Here is a 12523-nt window from a genome sequence, read left to right on the forward strand (position 1 = left end):
CCGGCGTCACAGTTAGTCTGGAGTCCCACCCTCCGCTTAAACTGTCGTGGTGAGTGACCAGCTTGAGCGACTTGACCAACTACCCCTCCGGACCAACCTGCGCGGTCTGAGCCCCTATGGTGCGCCGCAGCTGGATGTTCCCGTCCTGCTCAACGTGAACGAAAACACCCATGGGGTTCCCCAGGATGTACAGGCCGCCATTACCAAGGCCGTTGCCGCCGCAGCGACGGGGCTGAACCGCTATCCCGACCGCGAGTTCACGGAGTTGCGGCAAGCCCTGGCTGAATACCTGGGGCACGGACTCGGCCCGGATCAGATCTGGGCCGCCAACGGCTCCAACGAGGTTCTCCAACAAATCCTGCAGGCCTTCGGCGGGCCCGGACGCAAGGCCTTGGGTTTCCCGCCCACGTATTCCATGTACCCCTTGCTGGCCAGTGGCACCGACACCGAGTATGTGCGGGGAGTCCGGGCGGATGACTATGGGCTGGACGCCGAATCGGCGGCCGCCCAGGTCCGTGAGACGGGCGCCAATATCGTCTTCCTCTGCTCACCGAACAATCCCACCGGGACCGGCTTGGGCCTTGATGTAGTCGAGGCCGTCTACGCGGCCGGTGAGGACAACCAGGCAATCGTGATCGTGGATGAGGCCTACCACGAGTTCGCGCACGACAATACGCCCAGTGCCCTGACACTGTTGCCCGGCCGCCAGCGCCTGATCGTCTCACGCACCATGAGCAAAGCCTTTGCTTTGGCCGGGGCCCGGCTGGGATACATGGCCGCAGCCCCCGAAGTGACCGATGCCATCCGGCTGGTCCGTCTGCCTTACCACCTGTCAGCTGTCACCCAGGCCACCGCGTTGGCGGCGCTGAACCACCGCGAAGCCCTGATGGCGGACGTCGAGGACATCAAAGTGCAGCGGGACCGGATAGTCACCGAACTGCTGCGCATGGGGCTCAAGCCGGCGGCGTCGGACTCCAACTACGTCTTCTTCGGGGGCCTGGACAACCCGCACGCCGTGTGGCAGGGACTGCTTGACGCCGGTGTGTTGATCCGCGACGTCGGTATCCCGGGACACCTTCGCGTCACCGCCGGTACCGAGCGGGAAACCACGGCCTTCCTGGAAGCCCTTGAGGCGCTCCTGGACGGGCCGGCATCCGCGCACGCCTAAACTTGTTTGTAGACCCCATCCACCTTCCGTGTATAAGGACATCCCAATGAGCGAAACCGGCGCTGCGCCGTCCGCTGCCCGCACCGCGCGCATGGAGCGCACCACCAGTGAATCTTCGGTCCTGGTGGAGATCAACCTGGATGGCACCGGTGTCTCCGACATCAGCACTTCGGTACCCTTCTACGACCATATGCTGACGGCATTGTGCAAGCACTCCTTGATCGACATGACTGTCAAGGCAACCGGCGACACCCACATTGACGCGCACCATACGGTGGAAGACGTCGCGATTACTTTCGGCGAAGTTCTCCGCACAGCATTGGGCAACAAGGCGGGTATCCGACGATTCGGCGAAGCGACGGTTCCGTTGGATGAAGCCCTCGCCCATGCTGTCGTGGATGTGTCCGGGCGGCCGTACCTGGTGCACGGCGGAGAGCCGGCCGGCCAGGAATACCACCTCATCGGAGGCCACTTCACAGGTTCGCTGACGCGGCACGTCTTTGAGGCCATCACGCTGCACGCGGGCATCTGCCTGCACATGAACGTCTTGGCCGGCCGGGATCCGCACCACATTGTGGAAGCGCAGTTCAAGGCTTTCGCCCGTGCCCTGCGGGCTGCCGTCGAATCGGATCCCCGTGTGGAAGGCATTCCGTCCACCAAGGGTGCGCTGTGAGCGGCCAGATCCTCAAGGATGGAGCCATCACGGATGGTGCGGCGTTATTGAAGCCGGAGTCCCCGGAAGGCAAGCCGACTGTCACAGTGTTGGATTACGGTTCCGGAAACGTCCGCTCCGCCGTCCGTGCGTTGGAGCGCGCGGGTGCCCATGTGGTGCTGAGTTCCAAGCGTGAGGACGTGCTGAACGCCGACGGCCTGGTGGTTCCCGGTGTGGGCGCCTTCGAGACTGTCATGAAGGAACTCAAAGCCGTGGACGGCATCCGGATGATCGGACGCCGGGTAGCCGGCGGTCGCCCGGTGCTGGCCATCTGCGTAGGACTTCAGGTCCTCTTTGAAGCAGGCGTCGAACACGGCACGGAATCCGAGGGCATGGCCGAGTGGCCCGGCAAGGTAGAGCTGCTTCCGGCTCCCGTGGTTCCGCACATGGGCTGGAACACCGTGGACGTTGCGGAGGGTTCCATCCTTTTTGAGGGAGTCGAACAAGAGCGTTTCTACTTTGTTCACTCCTACGGCGTGCAGGACTGGAATTTCGATGTGGTGCAGCCCCGCATGACTCCTCCGAAGGTTACGTGGTCCGAGCACGGTGCCCGCTTCATTGCCGCCGTCGAGAACGGTCCTCTGTGCGCCACGCAGTTCCACCCGGAGAAGTCCGGGGATGCCGGAGCCCGGCTGCTGCATAACTGGGTGGACAGCCTCCGGAAGCCCGGCTCCGCGACGCCGGTACCCGGGAGCGGTGCTGCCTGAATGTGGTCTGTCATCCTCATGGGACTTGCCGGAATCCTGGTGGGCGGGGGAATCTCCTTCCACCAGCAAAAGAAGCCCCGCTGGGTTTCCATCTCTTTTTACGTGCTTGCAGGAATGTCCCTGCTGGCCGCCTACCTCCTGACGCTGCCAGGCAACTGACTGCGTCCCCTCGACTCCAAGGACCCACATGAGCAACCCTGACCAGTCCATCCTGGAACTTCTGCCGGCGGTAGACATTGTTGACGGCCAGGCCGTCCGTTTGCTGCAAGGCGAAGCGGGCTCGGAAACCAGTTACGGGACGCCGCTTGAGGCTGCCTTGAATTGGCAGGATGCCGGCGCCGAGTGGGTGCATATGGTTGACCTTGACGCAGCTTTCGGCCGCGGAAACAATGCGGAGCTCATCTCCGAGGTGGTATCGCAGCTGAACGTCAAGGTGGAACTGTCCGGTGGCCTGCGGGATGACGAGTCCCTGGAGCGCGCCCTGGAGTTGGGTGTCGCCCGGGTGAACCTGGGTACTGCTGCGCTGGAGAACCCCGAGTGGACCAAGCGGGCGATCGACCGCTTTGGCGACAAGATCGCCGTCGGCCTCGATGTCAGGGGCACTACCCTTGCCGGCCGCGGATGGACCAAAGAGGGTGGCGATCTGTGGGATGTTCTCTCCCGGTTGGAAGACGCCGGTTGCTCCCGTTACGTGGTCACTGACGTGACCAAGGACGGAACTCTTCAGGGCCCCAACGTGGAACTCCTGCGCCAGATGGTGGAAAAGACGGGTAAGCCCGTTGTGGCGTCCGGCGGAATTTCCAGCTTGGAGGACCTCCGTGTCCTCCGGGAGCTTGTGCCGCTGGGCGTTGAAGGAGCCATTGTTGGCAAGGCGCTGTACGCAGGTGCCTTCACGCTTCCCGAAGCGTTGGACGTCGCCGGTCGCCGCTGATGGGTGAGGACCAAGCCCACCGGCGTGAATTGCCCGGACACATAGCCGCAGCATTGGCCGGCGCCGGTGGAGCAGCTGACTCTGCCGGCCAGCCGTGGGCCGGTCGCAGCCTGACTGGCGATGACGCCAAAATCCACAATTTTGAGGACGACGACGGCACTGCGGATGCAGGCTACCTCGCCGCGATCGCTGCCTTGCAGGCCGGGACAGGCTCGGAGGCCGAAGTTGTTGCTTCGCTGGCCACGGCCCGGGTTTTCGTGCCCGTAGTAGCCCAACTGGCTGAGGAAGCGGAGGGTGCGCACGGCCTGCACGCCGACAAGCAGGCGGATATGGCGCTTGTCACCCTGAAGGCCCCCGACGGACGTACGGCGATGCCAGTGTTCACGTCAGCGGCCACGCTGGAGGCATGGCACAGCGGGGCCCGTCCGGTTGCTGTATATGCGGCGCGTGCTGCCCTCTCGGCAGTGTCCGAGGATGCGCAGCTGCTGGTGCTGGATCCGGGTTCGGCCTTCACCTTTGTGGTCAGACGGCCTGCCATGTGGGCGCTGGCCCAGCAGCAGGACTGGACGCCGTCTTACCTGAATGATCAACTGGAGTCTGATCTCGCAGGCGCGGCCCGGGAGTTCCCGGCTGTCCGTGCTGTGGAAACCCGTCCGGGAGCCGGTGTCAGGTCGCTGACGGCGGACGGTCGAAGTGTTTCCGGTGGTGGCCCTGGCCCTGAACTGCAGGTGGTGCTCCACCTGGAAGATGGGCTTGATGCGGCTGGTGTGCAGTCCCTGGTGGGTAGTTTGCACCAGGCGTGGGCGCAACTGGAGTCATTCGCCGAAAGCGTCGACTCTGTCGAGATTAAATTGCAACGTGCGGCACAGGGACCTGGCCGGCACTGACGGCGGTACCGGTTTCCCCGGGGCTGCCCTGGGGAAACAAGAGGATTCAGCACGTGAATTTTGCTCTCTACAAGGAGATGCTGTCCATCCGTCCGGTGCGGCGGTTGTTGGTGGTGGGCATGATCGCCCGTATCCCGCACTCAGCCGCAGGCGTTCTCCTCACCCTGCACATCGTGCTGACGTTGGGACAGGGCTACGCTGCGGCAGGCGCAGCAGCGGCCGTCATGACCATCGGCATCGCTGTGGGAGCTCCTTGGCGCGGGCGGCGGGTAGACACCGTCGGCCTGCGCAAGGCACTCATTCCCTCAGTGGTCTCCGAGACCGTCATCTGGTCGATTGTTCCCCACGTCTCTTACGAGTGGCTGCTTCCCTTGGTCTTTGTGGGCGGTTTGTTCACCTTGCCCATCTTCAGTGTTGTGCGGCAATCCTTGGGTGTCATGGTGGACGGGGACCAGCGGCGCTCCGCGTATGCGCTGGACTCGATTGCCACTGAGTTGGTATTCATGATCGGTCCGGCGGTGGGGGCCATCGTTGCCACCAGTGGCTGGTCTGCCTTGGGGCTGACGGCAGTGGGCATATCCGTTTCAGTCGCGGGCCTGTTCCTGATGTGGTTCAACCCTCCCACGCGCAGTGAAGCTCCGGACAGCCCCCGGGAATCCGCCGAGCGGGCTGCCGACGACCTCGCCGCAGCAGAGTCCGCCATGGTCGCTTCAGCGCCCGCCCATGTCCAGGAAGCCGCTTCGGAAATGGCGCCGTCTGCGTCCGGGGCCAACGGCTTCCGGAACCGGGTGAGCCGCAACTTCAGCTGGTTCACCGTATCCGTTGCATCGTTGTTCACGGTGGCTGCCGGCTCCGGGATGGTCCTGAGCGGTTCGGATGTGAGCATCGTCGGGTTGCTCGAACGGGGCGGTCACCAGAACCAGATCGGCATTGTGTTCTTCTTCTGGTGCGCAGCCTCAGTGGTGGGTGGGCTTATTTACGGGTCAATGAAACGCACCATCTCTCCCAGGCTTTTGCTGTTGGGAATGGCTGCGTTGACCATACCCATGGGTTTCGCGCAGGATACGTGGACGCTGGCATTCCTCTCGTTGCTTCCCGGCTTGCTGTGCGCCCCTGTGCTGTCGGCGTCCTCGGAGATGGTGGCCGATCTTGTCAGTGAAGAGCGGCGTGGAGAAGCCATGGGTTGGTATGGCTCTGCCCTCACCGCGGGTGTTGCGCTGGGGGCGCCCCTTGCCGGCGTCTTCATTGACAACGTGGGTCCTTCGGCCGGCTTCGCTGCAATCGGGATGGCAGGTGTGGCTCTGTGTGGCGCTGGATTGGTTCTGGCCTCCTTCCGACGCCGGGCGGCGCGCGTCTGACCAGCCAGGCCGCACAGTCCGCACCTTCTTAAACGCCGACGGCGGGACACCCCTTAAAGGTGGTCCCGCCGTCGGCGTTTGCTATGTCAGAGGCAGTCAGTTCACGGGTCCGGTGAACTTTTCCCCCGGGCCCTTGCCCGGTGCGTCGGGGATGAGCGACGCTTCGCGGAAGGCGAGCTGCAGGGAACGCAGGCCGTCACGCAACGGTCCTGCGTGCTGGGAGCCGATTTCCGGTGCTGCCGCGGATACCAGGCCTGCAAGGGCGGTGATCAGCTTGCGGGCTTCGTCCAGATCCTTGAGGTCCTCGGCATTGGGGTCATCAGCGAGGCCAACTTTCACGGCGGCGGCACTCATGAGGTGCACGGCACCCGTGGTGATGACCTCCACTGCCGGAACTTCGGCGATGTCGCGGATTTGTTGGGATACCCCTGCGTCCTGGCCCGGAGCTGCATCTCCGTCGAAGGAGTTACGGGAATTGCTGTCTTCAGTGCTCATACTGGTAAGCTTGTCACAGACCGACTGGAAGTCGTTATTCACGAAATGTCTTGAATCACCTCATACGGTGGCCCAAGGTAGTCGTCCCGCCGTCCGCAATGTGCGCTTGGCGGGTTCTTTCTGTAGTATTGACTTTCAGTTTGCAAGCGGAGTTCTCTCCCACCCGCGTCAGCCGTTTCCCTTCGGGAACAAGATCCCCTCGGGGACAAGAGGTTGCCGGGTATCTGGTCGGACACGCCGGAGGCTTATTGCCCCTGGGAGTGTGCGCTACCCCTCGAGGGGGCGCTCCCGATCTTCGAGGCCTTCGATTGCACCAGCAATTGGGGGCCTTCTCTATTTGCCGGTGACATCACCACAACAACAGGAGCTTTAACATTAGCGAGCCAAGAATCAATGAGCGTATCCGCGTCCCCGAGGTGCGGTTGGTCGGCCCTGCCGGCGAACAGGTAGGAATTGTCCGCATCGAGGACGCACTGCGTCTTGCTGCCGAATCCGATCTCGATCTCGTTGAAGTTGCGCCGCAGGCCAAGCCCCCTGTTTGCAAGCTGATGGACTTCGGCAAGTACAAGTACGAGGCTGCCGTGAAGGCGCGCGAAGCCCGCAAGAACCAGACCAACACGGTTCTCAAGGAAATCCGCTTCCGCCTCAAGATCGACAAGCACGACTACGAGACCAAGCGTGGACACGCGCTTCGCTTCCTCGGCGCCGGTGACAAGGTCAAGGCCATGATCCAGTTCCGCGGCCGCGAGCAGCAGCGCCCCGAAATGGGTATCCGCCTTCTGCAGCGTTTTGCAGAGGACGTAGCTGAGGTGGGCGTTATCGAGTCCAGCCCCCGCATCGATGGCCGCAACATGGTCATGGTGATCGGTCCGCTGAAGAACAAGGCAGAAGCCAAGGCTGAAGCCCGCCGTGCAACACAGCGCGCAGAAGCCAAGGCGCAGAATGAAGCCAAGGCCGCCACGCGGGTGGACACCACAGGGGAGCAGGCCCCGCTGACGCAGAGCCTCGCGGACCTTCTCCCTGAGGGTTTCCAGGTCAGTGAAGCAACGGAGCAGCAGGAATCGGCCGAAGCGCCCGTGGCTGAAGAATCCGCAGTCCAGGAGGCTCCTGCAGTTGAGGAGACCCCGGCAGCGGAGGAAGTCCCGGCCGTTGAGGAAGCTCCCGCAGCTGAGGAAGCTCCGGCTCCCGTCGCCAAGGAAGAGCCTGCTGCAAAGAAGGCTCCCGAAGCGAAGGCTGCGCCTGTAGCCGCTGCCCCGGCGAAGGCTGCTCCCGCAAAGGCTGCACCGGCCGCAAAGGCGGCTCCCGCTCCTGCGGCTCCCAAGCCGGTTGTTCCGGCGGCCGCTCCCAAACCTGCAGTTCCCGCGGCTCCCAAGCCGGTAGCAAAGCCTGCAGCACCCAAGCCTGCTGCCCGGCCCGCTGCCCCCAAGGCCGCTCCCAAGCCTGCAGCACGCAAGACCAACTAGTTCAACGCCGCGGAGGCTCCGCCTCCACCGGCAAGCAACCAGCACGCCGGTCCTCACAGGCCGGCTGCACGAAAGAATCGCGGACTCGTCCGTGGATACGTAAGGAGATCGGTTCCCATGCCGAAGATGAAGACCCACAGCGGTGCTAAGAAGCGCTTCAAGCTGACCGGTACCGGCAAGCTGAAGCGTCAGCAGGCCAACCGCCGTCACTACCTGGAGCACAAGTCCTCCACGCTGACCCGTCGCCTCGCCGGCGACAAGATCGTCTTCAAGGGCGATGCCAAGGTCATCAAGAAGATGCTCGGCGTCTAAGTTCCAAGTTCTGTGGTTTCTGCCATCCGGCAGTTACCGACTACACCACAAGCCTTCTCAGGCCGGCCGTTTCATCGGCAGTAGCAGCTTGGGATAAAGATTTCTGAAGGAGTACGCACGTGGCACGTGTGAAGCGGGCGGTAAACGCCCACAAGAAGCGCAGGGTTGTCCTCGAACGCGCAAAGGGTTACCGCGGTCAGCGTTCGCGCCTTTACCGTAAGGCCAAAGAGCAGCTGCTGCACTCGTTTGTGTACAGCTACGGCGACCGCCGCAAGAAGAAGGGCGATTTCCGTCGCCTCTGGATCCAGCGCATCAACGCTGCATCCCGCGCGAACGGCCTCACCTACAACCGTTTGATCCAGGGCCTGAAGGCCGCTGAGGTTGAGGTTGACCGCCGTATGCTCGCCGAACTCGCCGTCTCCGATGCCAACGCTTTCGCCGCTCTGGTGAACGTTGCCAAGGGCGCACTGCCGGCTGACACCTCCGCTCCGGCCAAGGCTGAAGCTGCTCCGAAGGCTGCCAAGGTTGCTCCCGCCGCCGCGACTGCCACGGCTGTCAAGGCTGCCGTTTCCGAGAAGCCCGCCATCGATGGCGCTGTTGTTGCCGATGGCGACGAAGCACCCGAGGGCCACGCCATCAAGGGCAACGCCGAGTCCAAGAAGTACCACGTTCCGGGTTCCACCTGGTACAACACCACCGCTGCCGAGTACTGGTTCGCCACAGTCGAGGCCGCAAAGGCGGCCGGCTTTGAGCCGGCAGGCGGCGAAGCCCGCCAGCAGATCAAGAACTAGTCGCAACAGCCACTAAAGTTCTTATATGAACGAAACCGGGCGCCCGCAAGACTTGACGATGACCAACCCCCGAGCTGATCGGGTGAGGGATGTTGCCAAGCTTGCCGGGCGCCCGGCCCGTTTAAAGCGTGAACGGTTCTTGGCGGAGGGTCCGCAGGCCGTGCGCGAGGCTTTGACTCTCCATCGTGAGCGGACAGCGGCCGGCTGGCCCGCCGTCGTGCATGAGGTCTATGCCAGTGAGGCGTGCCTGGACCGCCTTCCTGAACTTGCCGACCTCGCCGTAGGGACCCAGCTCAGGATCGCCACCGACGAAGTGTTGGCCGCCATGGCGGACACGGTGAATCCCCAGGGGATTGTTGCCGTGTGCAGTTTTGTGGATGTCACTTTGGAGTCAGTGCTCGACGCCGGTCCCCGGCTCATTGCTGTGATGTGCCAAGTCAGGGATCCCGGGAACGCCGGAACGGTCCTGCGCGCCGCAGATGCAGCAGGAGCGGATGCCGTAGTCCTGACCGGTTCCAGCGTGGATATCTACAATCCGAAAGCGGTCCGCTCCACCGCAGGGTCACTCTTCCACTTGCCTGTAGTGCTGGGCGCCGAGGTGGAGGATCTGGTGTCCCGCTGCAAAGAGCTGGGTATTGGAGTCCTGGCCGCTGACGGTTACGGCACGCTGAATCTCGATAAGCTCCAGGACGAAAACGCTGCGCGCAGGGTGGGCGGCGCGTCAGTGACCTCCGAGTACGCCTTGGAAGCACCTACAGCGTGGCTTTTTGGCAATGAGGCGCAGGGATTATCGGATGCTGAGCTGTCCCTTGCAGACCACAGGGTGGCAGTGCCGGTTTATGGTTCAGCCGAAAGCCTCAACCTGGGAACAGCGGCCACGGTGTGCCTCTATGCCAGCGCACGTTCCCAGCAGTATTCAAGCACAACTCTTTCAAATCCAACGAGGTGACCTGTCGTGGCTGCTGGTGGCGGTTCCAAAGCGATTGTGGCGGCCCTGGCCGCCAACCTGACCATTGCTGTCCTGAAATTCCTTGCGTTCTTCCTCACGGCGTCGTCATCCATGCTCGCCGAGGCCATCCACTCCGTGGCGGACTCAGGCAATCAGGTCCTGTTGCTGATCGGTGGCAAACGCTCCAAGCGCGCAGCAAGCCCTGAGCACCCTTTCGGGTACGGCCGGGAACGGTATATCTACGCCTTTATTGTTTCGATCGTTCTTTTCAGTGTGGGTGGCCTCTTCGCCCTCTATGAGGCGTACGAGAAATTCCATGATCCCCACGGCATTGAGGGGGATTTCTGGTGGGTGCCCCTGGCTGTCCTGGCGGGCGCGATCCTGGCTGAAGGGTTTTCTTTCCGGACGGCAATCATCGAATCGAACCACATCCGGGGCAAGCAGTCCTGGGTCAAGTTCGTCCGAAACGCCAAGCAGCCTGAGTTGCCCGTGATCCTCCTTGAGGACTTCGGAGCACTGCTTGGCCTGCTCTTTGCGCTCTTCGGCGTGGGCATGACCTTGGTGACCGGCAATGGTGTGTGGGACGCCTTCGGCACTGCAATGATTGGCCTGCTGCTCGTGGCCATCGCGGTGGTCTTGGCGATGGAAACAAAGTCGCTGCTCCTGGGGGAGTCAGCAACCAAGGAAGATGTCCAGCGGATCACCGAGGCCATCCAGGCGGACGGCACCCACATCATCCACCTCAAGACCATGCACCTGGGCCCGGAAGAGTTGCTGGTAGCGGCAAAAATTTCCATGGGCGCCTCGGAAACGGGCCAGGAAATCGCGCAGGGAATTGACGACGCCGAGCAAAGGATCCGCGCGGCAGTCCCGATCGCGCGGGTCATCTACCTGGAGCCGGATATCGAACGCGCGCAGGCACCGACGCCCTGATTTCCCCCGGCTTAACTCCCGGCAGGCCCTAACGGACCAAGGGCCTCTTGCGTTCCAGGAGGCCGCTGATAAGCGCAACGCCCAGGCCCAGGATAGCCAGGACCGCGCCCACCAGTGCGGGAGCAACGTAACCCCATCCCCAGGCGATTACTGTGCCGCCGAGGAAGGCGCCCAGGGCGTTGGCGATATTGAGCGCTGAGTGATTCAGGGACGAGGCAAGTGATGCGGCGCCCGGGGCGGCATCCAGAAGCCTGGTTTGCAGGGCGGGCGTGAGCATGGAACCCACTCCGCCCACAACGAACGCCATGATGAACGCAGCCCACGCCCAGTGCACGGCGATGGCGTAAACCACCAAGGCCACAGCAATGCCGGGCATCACCCAGTAGATGGTGCCCATCACGGACTTGTCGGCTATGCGGCCACCGATGATGTTGCCGGCCACCATGCCAAGGCCATACAGCGCCACAACGGCCGGTATGAGGTTCTCGGAAATCCCGGCCACGGAGGTCATGGTGTGGGCGATATACGTGTAGACGGCAAAGAAGCCACCGAAACCGATGATTCCGATCAGCAATGCGAGCCACACCTGGAGCCGTTTCAGTGCTCCGAGTTCCCGCCGGATGCTGGCATCCGGGTGGGCAGCTTCAAAGGGAACGAACTTCCAGATCATCGCCACTGTCACCAGGCCAATGGAGCCAACAATGATGAACAGGAGCCTCCACCCGAAGGTTTGCCCCACCCAGGTTGCAACGGGCACACCGATCACATTGGAGACGGTGAGGCCGGCCATGACCATGGAGATGGCCCACCCGCGCTTGGTGGGGGCCACCAGCCCTGCGGCAATAACAGCAGCGACGCCGAAGAACGCACCATGGGGGAGGCCTGAAGCGAAGCGGGACACCAGCATCAGGCCGTAATCCGGAGCGAAGAAAGACGTGAGGTTGGCCAGGGACAGGAAAAGCATGAGTCCCAGGGCCAGGTGCTTCTTGGGCAGCTTGGCGCCGAAAGCTGCGAACAGGGGAGCGCCTATGACGACGCCCAAGGCGTAGGCCGAAATGAGGTTGCCTGCCTCAGGGGTACTGATGCCCAGGCCCTGTTCCACTTCCTTGAGCAGTCCCATCATGGCGAATTCCGTGGTGCCGATGGCAAAGCCACCCATGGCCAGCGCCAGGATAGCCAGGCCAAGGTGACGTTTGGCCGACTTCGCCGTGGCGGGTTGGGACATGGTGGTAGTCATAAGCCTGCTTCGTGAGGGGTTCCGGGGGGGCCCGGGAAGAGTCGAGAAAATCCGATAACAAGCTTAGTCCCCGGTTGGGTCCCCTGGCATGGCTTTGTGACCATGCCCATGCCTGATCCGCAATACACTGGCGGGGTGACTGCACTGATCAACGTCGTGGGCGCCGCCGTCGTCGACTCCTTGGAAGCCCCCGCACGCCTTCTCGCCGCGAGGCGCTCAGCGCCCCCGCAGTTGGCTGGAATGTGGGAATTTCCCGGAGGGAAGGTTGAAGCCGGGGAGGCCGCGGAATCAGCGCTGCACCGTGAGCTCGCCGAGGAGTTGGGAATCGGTGTTGTCCTTGGCGCGGAACTTGAATCAGGCAACCCCACGGGATGGACGCTCAACGATCGCGCTTCCATGAGGGTGTGGTTCGCTGAAGTTTTGTCCGGAGATCCGGCGCCGTTGGAAGACCACGATGAGCTGCGTTGGGTGTCGCTGGAGGACGCGGACGAGGTCTTTGGCCTTCGGTGGATCCCCGCGGACTTGCCCATTGTCCGGGCGCTGCTGGCCCATGTGGGCGTTCTTGCCCACGAGTGATTGA

At 63.0% G+C, this 12523-nt stretch carries 15 protein-coding genes; 13 read left to right on the forward strand and 2 right to left on the reverse strand.

Going from position 1 to position 12523, the window contains the following annotated elements; translation table 11 throughout:
- Positions 1 to 49: 49 nt before the first annotated feature.
- Genes JOE60_RS07010 through JOE60_RS07040 form a run of 7 tightly spaced genes read left to right on the forward strand, consistent with a single transcriptional unit; the run spans position 50 to position 5763 of the window.
- Positions 50 to 1168 carry a histidinol-phosphate transaminase gene (locus tag JOE60_RS07010; RefSeq protein ID WP_167264901.1) on the forward strand — a complete coding sequence of 373 codons (1119 nt, stop codon included), beginning with the start codon at positions 50 to 52 and terminating at the stop codon, positions 1166 to 1168.
- A gap of 46 nt (positions 1169 to 1214) precedes the next feature.
- Positions 1215 to 1841 (forward strand): imidazoleglycerol-phosphate dehydratase HisB, encoded by a 627-nt coding sequence (gene hisB, locus JOE60_RS07015; RefSeq protein ID WP_167264902.1) that lies wholly within the window; start codon positions 1215 to 1217, stop codon positions 1839 to 1841.
- The gene (gene hisH, locus JOE60_RS07020; protein ID WP_167264903.1) at positions 1838 to 2587 is read left to right on the forward strand and encodes an imidazole glycerol phosphate synthase subunit HisH; all 750 of its coding nucleotides are present in this window, start codon (positions 1838 to 1840) and stop codon (positions 2585 to 2587) included. The genes hisB and hisH overlap by 4 nt, the downstream gene beginning before the upstream one ends.
- Positions 2588 to 2746: a hypothetical protein gene (locus tag JOE60_RS07025; RefSeq protein WP_167264904.1), complete on the forward strand. Its 159-nt coding sequence runs from the start codon at positions 2588 to 2590 to the stop codon at positions 2744 to 2746.
- Positions 2747 to 2774: 28 nt separating this feature from the next.
- Positions 2775 to 3518 (forward strand): bifunctional 1-(5-phosphoribosyl)-5-((5-phosphoribosylamino)methylideneamino)imidazole-4-carboxamide isomerase/phosphoribosylanthranilate isomerase PriA, encoded by a 744-nt coding sequence (priA, locus tag JOE60_RS07030; RefSeq protein WP_167264905.1) that lies wholly within the window; start codon positions 2775 to 2777, stop codon positions 3516 to 3518.
- Positions 3518 to 4405: an SseB family protein gene (locus JOE60_RS07035; RefSeq protein WP_167264906.1), complete on the forward strand. Its 888-nt coding sequence runs from the start codon at positions 3518 to 3520 to the stop codon at positions 4403 to 4405. The genes priA and JOE60_RS07035 overlap by 1 nt, the downstream gene beginning before the upstream one ends.
- Before the next feature lie 53 nt (positions 4406 to 4458).
- On the forward strand, positions 4459 to 5763 hold the full coding sequence (locus JOE60_RS07040; protein WP_167264907.1) for an MFS transporter: 1305 nt from the start codon (positions 4459 to 4461) through the stop codon (positions 5761 to 5763).
- A 96-nt stretch (positions 5764 to 5859) separates the two neighbouring features.
- Here JOE60_RS07040 and JOE60_RS07045 read toward each other — a convergent pair whose 3' ends face one another.
- The gene (locus JOE60_RS07045) at positions 5860 to 6258 is read right to left on the reverse strand and encodes a DUF1844 domain-containing protein (protein WP_167264908.1); all 399 of its coding nucleotides are present in this window, start codon (positions 6256 to 6258) and stop codon (positions 5860 to 5862) included.
- Positions 6259 to 6674: 416 nt separating this feature from the next.
- Between JOE60_RS07045 and infC the strand changes: the two genes are divergently transcribed.
- From infC to JOE60_RS07070, 5 genes are all read left to right on the forward strand, one after another.
- A complete protein-coding gene (infC, locus tag JOE60_RS07050) occupies positions 6675 to 7721 on the forward strand; it encodes a translation initiation factor IF-3 (RefSeq protein ID WP_405475432.1) in 1047 nt (348 codons plus the stop codon).
- A gap of 117 nt (positions 7722 to 7838) precedes the next feature.
- Entirely contained in the window at positions 7839 to 8033 is a 195-nt protein-coding gene (rpmI, locus tag JOE60_RS07055; protein ID WP_059387794.1) for a 50S ribosomal protein L35, read from the forward strand.
- 119 nt (positions 8034 to 8152) lie between these two features.
- Positions 8153 to 8824, forward strand: a complete 672-nt coding sequence (rplT, locus tag JOE60_RS07060; protein WP_167264909.1) for a 50S ribosomal protein L20, sunset domain variant — start codon at positions 8153 to 8155, stop codon at positions 8822 to 8824.
- A 25-nt stretch (positions 8825 to 8849) separates the two neighbouring features.
- Positions 8850 to 9773, forward strand: a complete 924-nt coding sequence (locus JOE60_RS07065; RefSeq protein ID WP_167264910.1) for a TrmH family RNA methyltransferase — start codon at positions 8850 to 8852, stop codon at positions 9771 to 9773.
- 6 nt (positions 9774 to 9779) lie between these two features.
- Positions 9780 to 10706 (forward strand): cation diffusion facilitator family transporter, encoded by a 927-nt coding sequence (locus JOE60_RS07070; protein WP_167264911.1) that lies wholly within the window; start codon positions 9780 to 9782, stop codon positions 10704 to 10706.
- Positions 10707 to 10734: 28 nt separating this feature from the next.
- Here JOE60_RS07070 and JOE60_RS07075 read toward each other — a convergent pair whose 3' ends face one another.
- Positions 10735 to 11943, reverse strand: coding sequence for an MFS transporter (locus JOE60_RS07075; RefSeq protein WP_167264912.1), 1209 nt, complete (start codon positions 11941 to 11943; stop codon positions 10735 to 10737).
- 135 nt (positions 11944 to 12078) lie between these two features.
- Here JOE60_RS07075 and JOE60_RS07080 point away from each other — a divergent pair, with 135 nt between their 5' ends.
- Positions 12079 to 12519, forward strand: coding sequence for a (deoxy)nucleoside triphosphate pyrophosphohydrolase (locus JOE60_RS07080; protein WP_167264913.1), 441 nt, complete (start codon positions 12079 to 12081; stop codon positions 12517 to 12519).
- Positions 12520 to 12523 lie beyond the last annotated feature (4 nt).

The organism is Paenarthrobacter ilicis (genome assembly GCF_016907545.1).
Lineage (GTDB): Bacteria > Actinomycetota > Actinomycetes > Actinomycetales > Micrococcaceae > Arthrobacter > Arthrobacter ilicis.